Here is a 14,088-nt window from a genome sequence, read left to right as displayed (position 1 = left end):
GATGGGTATGCCTAAACCACTGGAGCGACTCCCCGTGATGGACGTCCACCGGTTAACCGATGAACAAACCGCGTTGTCGGTTGACGGGCTGAATTTGTATTACGGCGATAAACAAGCGCTGTGTGATATTTCTTTGCGTATTCCGAAAAACCGTGTGACGGCGCTTATTGGGCCGTCGGGTTGCGGCAAATCTACCTTGCTGCGCTGTTTTAACCGCATGAACGATTTGATGGATAGCTGCCGTATTGATGGCGACATCCGTTTGCAGGGCATGTGCATCAACGATCCGTTGCTGGATGTCTCGACATTGCGCCGCCGGGTCGGCATGGTCTTTCAGCGTCCCAATCCCTTTCCTAAATCCATCTATGAAAACGTGATTTACGGCCTGCGCCTGCAGGGGGTGAAAGACCGACGTCTGTTGGATGAGTCGGTGGAAAGCGCGCTACGGGCGGCGGCATTGTGGCACGAAGTGAAAGACCGGCTCGGCGACAACGCGCTCACGCTGTCCAGCGGTCAGCAGCAACGGCTGGTGATCGCCCGTGCTATCGCCATCGAACCGGAAGTACTATTGCTGGATGAGCCGACATCGGCGCTCGATCCTATCTCGACATTGGTGATCGAAGAACTGATTGGCGCGCTCAAGCGCCGTTTCACACTGGTGCTGGTGACGCATAACATGCAGCAGGCGGCGAGGGTGTCTGATTACACGGCGTTTATTCATCATGGTCGGCTGATCGAGTACAACGAAACCGACTCGTTGTTTACCGCACCGGCCGAGCGGCGTACTGAGGATTACATTACTGGTCGTTTCGGGTAGTTGTTTTCATCGCATTTCATCGCACGCGGTGTGAACGCCGCGTGTGCTATGCGCACTGTCTCATCCATACTTTTTTCTTATGAAAAATTGACCTGTATCGAGAAACTGACGTTTAGTTGTTCGCCCATCGCTGTGATTGCAGCGAGTGATGATAAACTGCGCGCAACTTAGCGTGGGGGCAGATAGTGGCATTATGAGATTCAGTACCATGAGCGAAGGTGACATCATCACCGAGCTGTGTCGACGTATAAAAGACGCACGTATTCAGCAGCGGTTATCCCAGGTGGATCTGGCTGAGCGCGCCGGGCTTGGCATCGCGACCATCAAACGGGCAGAGATGGGGGAATCCATTACCCTGAGCAGCCTGCTGGCGATACTGCGTGGGTTGAACCGTCTGCATCAACTGGAAGGGGTGCTGTTTGATACCGAAGTGGAGAACTTCAATGCGCGGTTAAATGGCGGGCAGTCTCGTGCGCCGCTACGCATTCGTAAGAAAAATACTGACACGCCCGCCCCTGTCGCAGCAGCGGAATCCATGCCGAAACCCGTCGCCAGTGCACTTGACTGGTATGTGTCCGCAGCAGAAAACAACCTGATCTGGTCCTGGCCGGACAACGAGAAAAAACCATCCTGACAGCATACCGTTACTCGGCGGGCGCGGCGCTTAACGTACCGATTTTCAACATCTGTGATACTCAACACCCGTAATATTCGACTACGCGGCGAGTGAAAACATGGTGTTATCCAAAATACAGTATGACTAAAAATACACCGGGCTGATGTGGTTGCATCAGCCCGGTGGCTTATTGTTCCCTGGAAGTATCAGCGCGTTATGCTGCGGGTACTGTTGTTGGCGACTGGTGTTAGTAAAGGTTGTTGCTAGTGAGGCCAATTGCTAACGAAGTGCGCGCTCAGGCGCACCACGGGTTTATTCACATTGCACCACTTTAATCGCCAGGCCCCCACGGGATGTCTCGCGGTATTTGGCGTTCATGTCTTTGCCGGTTTCGTACATGGTTTCAATCACTTTATCCAGCGAAACTCGAGGTTCGCTGGAACGACGAATCGCCATGCGGGCGGCGTTGATCGCTTTAACAGATGCAATAGCGTTACGCTCAATGCAGGGTACCTGAACCTGACCGGCAACCGGGTCGCAGGTCAGTCCAAGATTGTGTTCCATACCGATTTCCGCCGCGATGCACACCTGCTCTGGGTTGGCACCCAGCAGTTCAGCCAAACCGGCTGCTGCCATCGAACAGGCAACACCCACTTCTCCCTGACAACCGACTTCTGCACCGGAAATCGACGCATTCATTTTAAACAGAATGCCGATGGCCCCGGCGGCCAGGAAATAACGCAGGTACGTGTCTGGCGTTACCGGTTGAATGAATCGGTCGTAGTAGGCCAACACGGCAGGAATAATGCCACACGCACCATTGGTCGGTGCTGTGACTACCCGGCCACCTGCGGCGTTCTCTTCTGATACCGCCATCGCGAACATGTTGACCCAATCCATGGCATCCATCGGGTCATTGGAAAAACGTCCGTTGGTGAATAATAACCGGTGTAACGCCGAGGCACGACGTGGCACGCGCAGCGGGCCGGGAAGTACGCCCTCGGTATTCATACCGCGATGAATAGCGTTTTGCATGGTTTGCCAGACACTGGCGAAATAGGTTTCCAGCGCATCACGGCCGTGCATGGCGATTTCATTTTTCATCACCACCGCTGACAGCGACAGGCAATTATCGTGACAATGCTGAAGCAGTTGTCGGGCGGAATAGAACGGCCAGGGAGCGCGCTCTTCTTGTGTCACAGGTTGACCGAAGTGTTCCTGATCAACGACAAACCCGCCGCCGATCGAATAATAGGTTTTGCTGTACAGCACGTTCTGGCTGGCATCGAGCGCACGGATTGTCATGCCGTTTTCGTGCAGCGGCAGGTTCTCCGGTTGGAAGCGCAGTGCGCTGTCCAGCGGGAAGTTGACCTCATAGCGCCCATTGAGCAACGGCAGACGGCCGCTGTGCTGTACTTGCTGAATAAAAGCCGGGATCGCGTCGATATCCACGCTGTCTGGCAAATTGCCCGCCAGTCCCATAATGATGGCGATATCGGTGTGGTGGCCCTTGCCGGTCAGAGCCAGCGAGCCATAAACATCAACGATAATAGCGTCAACCGATGAAATCAGAGACAGGTTGACCAGATCGTCGGTGAACATGTTGCCAGCTTTCATCGGGCCAACGGTATGCGAACTGGAAGGGCCGATACCAATTTTGAAAATATCAAATACGCTGACCATAGGGGGTTCCTTTCAGCTGACGCAGGCAGCAGCACCGCCTGCGTCGGGAGGGACAGAGGAATTACTCGAACAGGGTGTAAACGATGGCGGTGATGGCAATCAGGCCCAGCAGGGTGACGAACACGTTGCTCAGCGCGCCGCTGTACTGACGCATTGCCGGTACTTTACGGATAGCGTACATCGGCATCAGGAACAGCAGACAAGCGATAACCGGGCCGCCCATGGTTTCAATCATACCCAGAATACTCGGGTTCAGTGTGGCGACCAGCCAGGTGGTGACCAGCATGAACAGGGCAGTGATGCGGTTCAGTTTGGCGGTTGAAACTGTCTTACCGCGGCTGCGCAGCATTTTTGTCATCATGCCGTTCAGGCCTTCACCCGCACCCAGGTAGTGACCCAGGAACGATTTGGAAATGGCGATAGTGGCGATAACCGGTGCCAGATAGCCCATGACCGGGTTATTAAAGTGGTTAGCCAGATAGGACAGGATCGAGATGTTCTGAGCTTTCGCTTCCATCAGGTCAGACGGAGAGAGTGCCAGTACGCAACTGAATACGAAGAACATCACGGTCAGCACCATCATGATGTGGCTGCAAGCCAGGATACGGGAGCATTTTCTCTCGGCGTTATCGCCATATTCACGGCGCTTGGATACCGCAAAAGATGAAATAATCGGCGAGTGGTTGAAGGAAAATACCATAACCGGAATGGCCAGCCACAGCGTTGCCAGCAGGCCATTACCTGTGGTGCTGTTGGTCAGGGAAATATTATGGAAAACAGTCGTATTCCAGTGCGGAACTAAATACAGCGCCAGCATCATTAATACGGCCACAAACGGATAAACCAGCACGCTCATCGCTTTCACGATCATCGCTTCGCCAAAGCGAACGATAAACATCAGTCCCAAAATCAATATCAGAGACAGAATCGCTCGCGGCGGTGAAGGTAAATGCAACTGGTGAGTAATAAAGCTGTCAACGGTATTGGTAATAGCGACACTATAAACCAGCAGTATTGGATAAATAGCGAAGAAATAAAGCAGGGTGATTAATTTTCCCGCACCAGTACCAAAATGCTCTTCTACGACTTCGGTAATATCTTCACCACCTTTTTTACCGGATAAAACAAAACGGCATAATGCGCGGTGAGAGAAATAGGTCATCGGAAAAGCAATAATTGCCATGATAATCAACGGAATCAAACCGCCAATACCGGCATTGATGGGCAAAAACAGCACGCCCGCGCCGATGGCCGTGCCGTACAGGCCCAGCATCCAGACGGTATCGCTTTTACGCCAGCCTGAAGCGTTCTCCAGTACCTGACTGCTGTCTTGAATTGTGCTCATGCGAGTTTCTCCTTGGTGAACACAGAGTATAAAAAAATGCCGTACCGGCTACAGGCCAATACAGGGGTAATTCGCAGGTGTCACACGAGACATCATGTGAATCGGGGTAACCTTTTATTGTGGCGGCATTCTATATCCTGACCAGTGTGAAATAATAGTGAGGCGATCACACAAATGAATAAAGGTCAATTATTTTAACCCCAATTATTCAAAAATAAAATATCAGGATTGATGCGTTAAATAATTTATTTTGGGAGGTATCTTTTTTGATGCGTTAATTGATTTGAATTGGTGAATAATAAAGCGGAAATATTTCTCTTTCTGGATGTCCGTGAGTGAAATAAATAGCTGACACAAAGTATTTATTTTATTCGCGCTGAAGATAATAAACCCAATCGTCATAATGTCACGTAAAAATCGTACCGGCGATGAGACGCCCTAAATATTCCCGTTGTCAGAAAGCTAACCTGTCTGCAACGTCAAGCAAAACGGGTATCAGCGGGTCATGACTGACCTGCATGCACCGCTGACCCGTAGTCGACACCGGTTGCTTAATCAGCCAACCGGTGTTGTGCCCACGCCAGTCCAGAGTGATAAGCCTCCGGCAGCAGGGGCGCTAATGCCTGTAGTGTCTGGCTCAACCGCGCGTTATCGGGATGAGAGAGATTCAGGTGTCCGACTTTACGACCCGGACGTACCTCTTTTTCATACCAGTGCAGATGTACCAGCGGCAACGCCAGCCAGTCGATATTCACATCAGTGCCGATCAGATTGACCATCACCGCTGGGCTGGCAACCACCGGAGCGGGGAGTGGCAACGCGAGGATCGCGCGCAGATGCAGTTCGAACTGGCTGATGGAGGCACCGTTTTGCGTCCAGTGGCCGCTATTATGCACCCGTGGGGCTAGCTCGTTGATCAGCAGGCGATCGCCTACCACAAAACACTCCATGGCCATCACGCCCACGTAACCGAGACGATGCATGATAGCTGACAGCATCTGTTCCGCCTGCTGCTGCAGGTGGGGCTGTGGGGTCGGCAACGCGACACTGGTACGCAAAATACCGTCTTCGTGCAGATTGTGGGTCAGGGGGTAAAATACGCATTCGCCAGTCGCGCTGCGAGCACCAACCAGCGAAACTTCGCCAGAAAAGGCGATGCCTTGCTCAACAATACACTCACCGTAGCAGTCGGCTGGCAGGCTGTGCTCTTCGCCGGTGCGGATACGCCACTGGCCCCGACCGTCATAGCCACCGACGCGGCGTTTAACAATCGCCAGTTCGCCCAGTGAGGCGAAGACAGCTGGCCATTCTTGCGCTGAAGCCAGCAGTTGCCAGGGCGCAGTGGCCAGACCCAGCTCATCCAGCAGTTGCTTTTGGGTGTAGCGATCAGCCAGACGCGGGAAGATATCACGGTTAACGAAGGCGGCGTGCTGCGCCAACTGGCGGGTCAGCGCCGTTTCTGGCCATCGTTCGATTTCGGCGGTGATAACACTGTGTTGCACCGGAACGGATTCCGGTTCTGCATCCAGCCCGACAGGATAGACAGCGATGCCAAGCGGCTCGCCAGCCTGACGCAGCATACGGCCTAATTGGCCGTTACCCAGTACGCAAACCGGTTTCATACCTCTTCCCTCGGATCCGGATGGTTCAGTACCTCATCGGTTTGCGCCTGACGCCAGGCCGCCAGACGGGTTGCCAGTGCGCTATCGTGACGCGCCAGAATCTGGGCGGCCAGCAGCGCGGCGTTAGCTGCGCCCGCTTTACCGATAGCCAGCGTGCCGACAGGAATGCCGCGCGGCATCTGCACAATAGAGTAGAGGCTGTCTACGCCGCTTAGCGCAGCGCTCTGAACCGGAACGCCCAGCACCGGCACCAGCGTTTTGGCTGCCAGCATTCCCGGCAGGTGAGCAGCGCCGCCCGCGCCAGCGATAATAACGTCAAAGCCATTCTGGTCCGCCTGTTCGGCGAAGCTGAACAGTTTGTCTGGTGTGCGGTGCGCGGAGACCACTTCAACGTGATAAGGCAGATTCAGTGTAGTGAGGATCTCTGCAGCAAACTGCATGGTAGCCCAGTCACTCTTTGAACCCATAACAATAGCGATTTTCGCCGGGGCAGCGTTGGATGACATGCCTGTAATGCTCCTGTGGTTTGCATGGCGGTAGTAATTCATGTTGATGACGTGCAATGACAGTGAACGTTAATGATACGGTCATTGCGCGCTGCAACGGCGACCTGAAACCGGAGCCACAGGCCGCGAGGGCGTAGAGCATACCATGAGCCAGAAGGGAGGAAAACGGTTGCGTGGCGATGAAATGGGCCGTTAACAGGGAAAATCAGTGTAAACGGGGCGTTACAATGGAAACGAGTTCAGACGAACGTCATCCGCCGTTACCTGGAGCCACGATCCTTCCTGATGCCAGGCACCTAATACCGCGCGTTCAGCTTTTACACTGCCTTGATCGATAACGTGGATAGCCGGGCGGTGTGTATGCCCATGGATCATCAGGGTGGCACGGTGGTAGTGCAGACGGTTAATCACTTCATCGGCATTGACGTCCATGATCGTCATGGATTTATGCTGGTTGGCTCTCTGGCTGGCAGCACGCATACGTGTCGCAATGCGCAGGCGAAAAGACAAGGGCAACCACAGGAAAAGCCGCTGGATAAGCGGGTTATGCACTTTACGACGAAAATTTTGGTAGGCGTGATCGTCGGTGCACAGGGTATCGCCGTGCAATAACAGAGTGCGTCGGCCATAGAGGTCAAGCACGGTTTCTGTGGCGAGCAAGTGCAGGCCGCTCTGGTGAGCGAAACGCCTGCCGAGTAGAAAGTCGCGGTTGCCGTGTGCGAAATAGCAAGGCACGCCACTGTCGGTCAGTGACTTTAGCGCCTGTGCGACTATCTTGTGCAACGGGGCCGGGTCGTCATCGCCAATCCAGGCGTCGAACAGATCGCCGAGGATGTAGAGTGCGTCGGCGTTGGGGGCGTCTTCTTGCAGAAAACGCAGAAAACCGGCGGTGATCGCCGGTTCCTGTTCGCTCAAATGCAGATCGCTAATAAACAGCGTCGACATACCGCGGGCGTTACTCGCTAACGGTTACGCTAGTGACGATCACGTCTTCTTTCGGTACGTCCTGATGCATACCGCTGCGGCCGGTAGAGACGGCTTTGATCTTGTCAACCACATCCATGCCTTCTGCCACTTCAGCGAATACGCAGTAACCCCAGCCATTCACGGTTTCAGACTTGAAGTTCAGGAAGTCGTTGTCTACGACGTTAATAAAGAACTGTGCGGTTGCTGAATGCGGATCGTTGGTACGGGCCATGGCCAACGTGCCACGATTGTTGGCCAGACCGTTGTTCGCTTCGTTTTTGATCGGCGCATTGGTACTTTTCTGGCTCATGCCGGGTTCGAAACCACCACCCTGGATCATGAAACCGTTGATCACACGGTGAAAAATCGTGTTGTTGTAAAAACCGCTGCGGCAGTAGTTCAGGAAGTTTTCTACGGTAACCGGCGCTTTTTCCGGGAAGGTATTGATGACGATATCGCCGTGGTTGGTATGAAACGTAATCATAGATAAACCTTACTTAGCCATAATACACAGAATAATGAGAGATATTCACCGAGGCGCCAAGCCGCCAAGAGCGCTCTTATAACATAAGTGAATGGCTGAGTCAGCACAGGGCGTGGTGGGCGGCACAATGAGCACCGTGCGATGAATTCTATTTCAAATAAATTCATTAACATAAGTAAAATTAAGTGAATTAATTTGAAATATATTTTTCTTGCGCTAAATCAATAACTAGTATCATTTTGATATGTTTTTTTACTTTCTAAATTTATTCTTGTTGTAGTTGATAGTCACTCTCGTTAACACGTTGCTCACTCAATAATCATACAGGTAGGTAAATTATGTTAGACCGGATTAATCAGCTATTAGACAACCCGGATTTCGGTAAGCTGGTTCTGCGACTGTCATTCAGTATTTTGATGCTGTTCCACGGCGTTCATAAGCTGATCGGAGGTGTCGGCCCCATTCAGGGAATGCTGGCGGCTCATGGTCTGCCGGGCTTTATCGCCTATGGTGTGTTTATGGGCGAAGTGGTGACGCCGATCCTGATGATCCTCGGTATTTTGACACGTCCTGCCGCGCTTATTTTCTCCTCCACGATGATTGTTGCTTTGTTGCTGGCAGAGCCGGAAGCACTGTTCATGCTGGAAAAAACCGGTGCCTGGGGAGCAGAAGGCGTTGCCGTTTACTTCTTTGCCGGTATCGCCATTGCACTGCTGGGCAGTGGTAAATACTCCGTAATGAGCAACCCCCGCTTACGCTAAGCATGCAATAGCGCATATTCGTCTACATTGGCAGCGAGACAAACCCGGCGATATCGCCGGGTTTATGCGTTTTAGCCTGAGCAAAATGTGAAATGGCGGGGAAAGACGAATATTAAGTACGCCCGCTTGCAATAGGGCAGGGTTCAGGTTTCAATACGCAGCTACGTCCGAAAACCGGATAAAAACTGACTTTATTACGCGTACCGCAGACAACGATGTACATCTCCTGCGAACACCATGGAATGCCCTGATGCTAAAGATCTTTAATACCCTGAGTCGTCAAAAAGAGGAATTCAAACCCATTCACGCTGGCAAAGTTGGCATGTATGTGTGCGGGATAACTGTTTACGACCTGTGTCACATCGGTCATGGGCGTACTTTCGTGGCGTTTGACGTGGTGGCGCGTTACCTGCGCTATCTGGGATATGACGTTAAATACGTTCGCAATATCACCGATATTGACGACAAGATCATCAGGCGTGCGACGGAAAACGGTGAAACCATCGAGCAACTCACCAACCGTATGATCGATGAGATGCATACCGATTTTCGCGCGCTGAATATCCTCTCCCCGGATGAAGAGCCTCGTGCTACGCATTACATCGCGGAAATCATTGAACTGGTTGAAAAATTGATTGCCCGCCGTCATGCCTACGTGGCGGATAACGGCGACGTGATGTTTTCAGTGGATACCGCACCGGGCTATGGCGTGTTGTCCCGCCAGGACCTGGAGCAGCTCAAAGCCGGTGCGCGGGTGGAAATCACCGAAGTGAAACGCAACCCGATGGATTTCGTGTTGTGGAAAATGTCCAAGGCGGGTGAGCCGAGCTGGCCGTCGCCGTGGGGCAATGGTCGTCCCGGCTGGCATATTGAGTGCTCGGCGATGAACTGCAAGCAACTGGGTGAGCATTTCGATATTCATGGTGGTGGCTCAGATCTGATGTTCCCACACCATGAAAACGAGATTGCCCAGTCTACCTGCGCGCACGGTGGCGACTATGTCAATTACTGGATGCACTCCGGCATGGTCATGGTAGACCGGGAGAAAATGTCCAAATCCTTGAATAACTTCTTTACCGTTCGTGATGTGTTGTCTCACTATGATGCTGAAACTATTCGCTATTTTCTGATTTCTGGTCATTACCGCAGTCAGTTGAACTACACGGAAGAGAACTTAAAGCAGGCGCGTGCGTCACTGGAGCGCCTGTACACTGCGCTGCGTGGCACTGATGCGTCGGTACCAGCGGCAGGCGGTGAGGCGTTCGAGCACCGTTTCCGCGACGCGATGGACGACGACTTCAACACGCCGGAAGCCTATTCGGTGTTGTTCGATATGGCTCGCGAGGTCAATCGTCTGAAAGCGGATGATGCTGCGGCAGCCAGCGGTCTGGCGTCAGCGTTGCGCCAGTTGGCCGGTGTACTGGGCTTACTGGAGCATGACCCGGAATTATTCCTGCAAAGCGGTGCGCAGGCGGATGACAGTGAAGTACAAGAGATCGAAGCGCTGATCAAACAGCGTAACGATGCTCGTCAGTCTAAAGACTGGGCGCTGGCTGATGCGGCGCGTAATCGGCTGACGGAAATGGGCATCGTGCTGGAGGACGGCCCACAAGGTACCACCTGGCGCCGCAAATAATCGCGGCAGTCAGACAGTCAGAAGTGTTCTAGACAGTAAACGTTTTCGACCACAGTATAAAACCCACAGTATAAAAGTAAGGCCCGTTTTGCGGGCCTTTACTGTTGCTGGTGGTACTAAAAACCAGCGATTATGCCTGTACGGTTACCGATTCGCTGCCAAATTTCACTACCTGACCAGCAACGATTTTGCAGCGTTTGCGGGTTTCGGTCTGGCCGTCGACGGTGACTTCACCGTCGGCGATAACCTGCTTGGCGGCGGCGCCGCTTTCGCTCCAGCCTTGTAGTTTCAGTAAATCGCACAGTTCCACGTGCGGGTGTTTATCCAAATGGAATACGTTCATGAGGGTTATGCCTGTGCTGGAGTGTCGTGGTATTCCTCGCAAGCCTGCAAGGTGTTCTGGATGAGCGTAGCAACGGTCATCGGCCCGACGCCACCCGGTACCGGAGTGATATACGCCGCGCGCTCGGCAGCTTCATCAAACTTCACATCGCCCACGACTTTGCCATTTTCCAGCCGGTTAATGCCGACATCGATAACGATAGCGCCCGGTTTGATCCACTCACCCGGAATAAAGCCTGGTTTGCCGACCGCGACCACCAGCAGATCAGCGTGTTCAACGTGATGACGTAAATCTTTGGTGAAACGGTGGGTGACGGTGGTGGTGCATCCCGCCAGCAGCAGTTCCATGCTCATCGGGCGACCGACGATATTGGATGCGCCGACCACCACGGCGTTCAGGCCGAACATCTTGATGTCATAACGTTCCAGCAGCGTGACGATACCGCGTGGGGTACAAGGGCGCAGCAACGGCGCGCGCTGGCACAGCCGACCGACGTTATACGGGTGGAAGCCATCCACATCTTTGTCGGCGGCAATACGTTCAATCACCTTGGTGTTGTCAATGCCAGCCGGTAACGGTAATTGCACCAGAATACCATCAATGGCGGTATCGGCATTCAGTTCGTCGATCAGCGCCAGCAGTTCCGGTTCGGTGGTGGTGGCAGGCAAGTCGTAGGAGCGGGAAACGAAACCCACTTCCTCACACACTTTGCGCTTGCTGGCGACGTAAATCTGCGAGGCAGGGTTATCACCTACCAGCACGACGGCTAACCCCGGTGCGCGTTTACCTTCAGCCAGTCGTTGTTTCACGCGCACGGCGACTTCGTCCTTCACCTGCTGCGCAATCGTTTTACCATCAATAATTTTTGCAACCATGTACAGAAAATCCATCATTTTCACTACGGGGGGATGCGCCTATTTTGGCAGAAGCGCCGCAGACTGTCAGGCGTTGTGTGTGGATTAATTGTGATAGCACGGTATTTATCTCTGCATACTGTTACCGCAGAGTAACAATACCTGTCATGCGAATACCTCATAAGGGGTAATTCTTCATCCCTGTAGGGAGTAATGGCAGCGTTTCTCACTGCGACGAGCTGCCACCCTGTGTTAGCCTGCCGGACGCCAAAATGTGTTAATCGTTTTAAACTGTTGTTGGGTTTTTCAATACGGTGTGGCAGGGAATGGGGCGATAAGAACTCGGTATTACTGATTTTTTTGTTTTTTGTCAAACATATCCCTTTAATGTAAATAAAGTTTCTACAATGATTGACGATGAAGTGAGTATCAGTCGATTGATTATCTCTGGTGTTTTTTGAGGGCCATTCGGGGGACATTTATGCTGCGATTATCCTCGCTTTCTATCCGTTACAAGTTCGCGCTGGCGCTGACGCCATTACTGATTGCGCTGTTGTGGTTCGCCACTAACGGCGTACTGGATCGGCGTCATACTGAGCAGGATATGGTGCAGTTTGCCCAGTTACTGACACTGGCGCAGCGAGCGGGCAATGCGGCACACGCCCTGCAACGCGAACGCGGTATGAGTTCAGGCTACATTGGCAGCAAGGGGCAGAAATTTGCCGACCCGTTACGCGAGCAGCGAGGCGAAACGGATAAAGCACTGGCGGCGTTGTGGGAAAGCCGGTCTGCGCTGGTGTTATCTGGCTCTGCTGGTGATATTGCACAGCGGCTAAGCCGCCTGCAAGAGCGCTTGCAAACATTGTCCTCACTGCGTTCCCAGGTTGATGGTTTCTCTCTGCCCACCACGCAAGTTGTCGGGTGGTACACCGCCAGTGTCAGCGACCTTATCGCGTTGGTCGGCGACATGAGCCACCTGGTTACCGAAGGTGGGTTGGTTAGCCGGGTTGCGGCGTATTACAACTTGCTGAATATTAAAGAACAGGCCGGCATCATGCGGGCATTGTTGTCCGAAGTGTTTGCAGTGGATCGCTTTGCTCCGGGGCAATACGAGCGTTTCAGCCAGTTAGTCGGTATGGAGAATGCTTACACCACAGCGTTTAATCAGTTCGCGGAACCGGCGCTCAGGCAGCAATTGCAGAGTTCGCTAAGCGATGCCGCGGCGCAAACCGCGCTGAAAATGCGTGATACTGCCTTTGCTAAAGCCGCTACCGGTGGATTCGGTATCGATGCTAACGAGTGGTTTAGCCAGCAAACCCAGCGTATCGATCGATTAAAAGTGGTGGAGGACGCCGCTTCTGCTGAATTGCTGAACTGGGCGAATCGACTGGAATCTCAGGCACGGATAAGCGGCTATGGTTATCTTGGCGGTGCGGTGGCGGCGGTGGTGTTGGCGCTATTACTGGCGGTGCTGGTGGCGCGCAACGTGTACCAGCAGTTGACCTCCACACTGAAAACCATTGATGAAATGGGTAACGATCTGACCTGTCGTTTGGCTGTGCCGGGTAAAGATGAGCTGTCGCAATTGAATCAGGCGTACAACCGGTCGCTGGAAAACATCGAGATGGTGGTGAGCACCATTAAGCAGGGCGCACAACTGGTGGAGCGCGCCAGTACCGAAATCGCGCAGGGTAATCAGGATTTGGCGCAGCGAACGGACGAACAAGCGGCCTCGCTGGTGGAAACCGCCAGCAGCATGGAGCAGATAGCCATTGCGGTGAAGCAGACGGCGGATTACGCCGGTCAGGCGTCCGGGCTGATGACGACGATGGAAGCGCAGATCAGTGCAGCCGATCTCGTCACCATGCAGGCCAGTGATGCGATGACGCAAATCCGGCAATCCAGTGAGCAGATGTCGCAAATCACCGCCGCCATCGACGCCATCGCGTTTCAGACCAACTTGCTGGCGCTGAACGCGTCGGTAGAGGCGGCCAGAGCGGGTGAGCAAGGGCGCGGATTTGCCGTGGTAGCGACGGAAGTGCGCAATCTGGCCCAGCGCAGTGCGAGTGAATCGCAACGTATCCGGGATTTGATCTCAGCCAGCATTGAGCAGGTGCATGCCGGTGTGACGCTGGTTGCTCGCAGCAGTGAGACCATGAAACAGATCATGGCCAGTACGTCTCAGGTGCGGGATTTTGTCAGCGATATCGCCACGGCGGCGCGGGAGCAGTCGCTTGGTGTGGATCAGGTGCATCTGGCACTGAATCAACTGGAACAAGTGACCCAGCAGAATGCGGTGCTGGTATCGGAAGCGGCCACGGCCAGCCAGTTGCTCGACAGGCAGGCCAGTGACATGAAAGAAACGGTCGATCGCTTTGTCGTCGCTGATAACGACGCTGATAATAACAATGCTGTCGCCAGCACAAGAATCGGCCTGCCTCGTTAATACACCGGC

At 53.4% G+C, this 14,088-nt stretch carries 13 protein-coding genes; 5 read left to right on the top strand and 8 right to left on the bottom strand.

Features of this window, described 5'->3' with window-relative positions; genetic code table 11:
* Position 1 precedes the first annotated feature (1 nt).
* The gene (gene pstB, locus DD586_RS14695) at positions 2-817 is read left to right on the top strand and encodes a phosphate ABC transporter ATP-binding protein PstB (protein WP_012885619.1); all 816 of its coding nucleotides are present in this window, start codon (positions 2-4) and stop codon (positions 815-817) included.
* 193 nt (positions 818-1,010) lie between these two features.
* Positions 1,011-1,451 (top strand): helix-turn-helix domain-containing protein, encoded by a 441-nt coding sequence (locus DD586_RS14690; protein ID WP_016943354.1) that lies wholly within the window; start codon positions 1,011-1,013, stop codon positions 1,449-1,451.
* Positions 1,452-1,745: 294 nt separating this feature from the next.
* Here DD586_RS14690 and DD586_RS14685 read toward each other — a convergent pair whose 3' ends face one another.
* From DD586_RS14685 to ppiB, 6 genes are all read right to left on the bottom strand, one after another.
* The gene (locus tag DD586_RS14685; RefSeq protein ID WP_012885617.1) at positions 1,746-3,116 is read right to left on the bottom strand and encodes an L-serine ammonia-lyase; all 1,371 of its coding nucleotides are present in this window, start codon (positions 3,114-3,116) and stop codon (positions 1,746-1,748) included.
* Positions 3,117-3,177: 61 nt separating this feature from the next.
* On the bottom strand, positions 3,178-4,461 hold the full coding sequence (locus tag DD586_RS14680; protein ID WP_012885616.1) for an HAAAP family serine/threonine permease: 1,284 nt from the start codon (positions 4,459-4,461) through the stop codon (positions 3,178-3,180).
* Between the two features lie 551 nt (positions 4,462-5,012).
* The gene (purK, locus tag DD586_RS14675) at positions 5,013-6,083 is read right to left on the bottom strand and encodes a 5-(carboxyamino)imidazole ribonucleotide synthase (protein WP_012885615.1); all 1,071 of its coding nucleotides are present in this window, start codon (positions 6,081-6,083) and stop codon (positions 5,013-5,015) included.
* A complete protein-coding gene (gene purE, locus DD586_RS14670; protein ID WP_012885614.1) occupies positions 6,080-6,589 on the bottom strand; it encodes a 5-(carboxyamino)imidazole ribonucleotide mutase in 510 nt (169 codons plus the stop codon). Before purE ends, purK begins: the two co-directional genes overlap by 4 nt.
* A 222-nt stretch (positions 6,590-6,811) precedes the next feature.
* Positions 6,812-7,534 carry a UDP-2,3-diacylglucosamine diphosphatase gene (gene lpxH, locus DD586_RS14665; RefSeq protein ID WP_012885613.1) on the bottom strand — a complete coding sequence of 241 codons (723 nt, stop codon included), beginning with the start codon at positions 7,532-7,534 and terminating at the stop codon, positions 6,812-6,814.
* A gap of 10 nt (positions 7,535-7,544) precedes the next feature.
* Positions 7,545-8,039, bottom strand: a complete 495-nt coding sequence (gene ppiB / locus DD586_RS14660) for a peptidylprolyl isomerase B (protein WP_012885612.1) — start codon at positions 8,037-8,039, stop codon at positions 7,545-7,547.
* 338 nt (positions 8,040-8,377) lie between these two features.
* On the opposite strand from ppiB, the gene DD586_RS14655 reads away from it, so the two are divergent.
* Together DD586_RS14655 and cysS are read left to right on the top strand one after the other, a co-directional pair.
* Positions 8,378-8,800 (top strand): DoxX family protein, encoded by a 423-nt coding sequence (locus DD586_RS14655; RefSeq protein ID WP_012885611.1) that lies wholly within the window; start codon positions 8,378-8,380, stop codon positions 8,798-8,800.
* Between the two features lie 250 nt (positions 8,801-9,050).
* Positions 9,051-10,436 carry a cysteine--tRNA ligase gene (gene cysS, locus DD586_RS14650; RefSeq protein WP_012885610.1) on the top strand — a complete coding sequence of 462 codons (1,386 nt, stop codon included), beginning with the start codon at positions 9,051-9,053 and terminating at the stop codon, positions 10,434-10,436.
* 130 nt (positions 10,437-10,566) lie between these two features.
* Here cysS and ybcJ read toward each other — a convergent pair whose 3' ends face one another.
* On the bottom strand, positions 10,567-10,779 hold the full coding sequence (gene ybcJ / locus DD586_RS14645) for a ribosome-associated protein YbcJ (protein WP_012885609.1): 213 nt from the start codon (positions 10,777-10,779) through the stop codon (positions 10,567-10,569).
* A gap of 5 nt (positions 10,780-10,784) precedes the next feature.
* Positions 10,785-11,654, bottom strand: a complete 870-nt coding sequence (folD, locus tag DD586_RS14640) for a bifunctional methylenetetrahydrofolate dehydrogenase/methenyltetrahydrofolate cyclohydrolase FolD (protein WP_012885608.1) — start codon at positions 11,652-11,654, stop codon at positions 10,785-10,787.
* A gap of 460 nt (positions 11,655-12,114) precedes the next feature.
* Between folD and DD586_RS14635 the strand changes: the two genes are divergently transcribed.
* Positions 12,115-14,079 (top strand): methyl-accepting chemotaxis protein, encoded by a 1,965-nt coding sequence (locus DD586_RS14635; RefSeq protein WP_012885607.1) that lies wholly within the window; start codon positions 12,115-12,117, stop codon positions 14,077-14,079.
* Positions 14,080-14,088: the final 9 nt, after the last annotated feature.

The organism is Dickeya parazeae Ech586, from assembly GCF_000025065.1.
Classification (GTDB): domain Bacteria; phylum Pseudomonadota; class Gammaproteobacteria; order Enterobacterales; family Enterobacteriaceae; genus Dickeya; species Dickeya zeae.
This window is presented reverse-complemented; position numbering and strand designations above follow the sequence as displayed.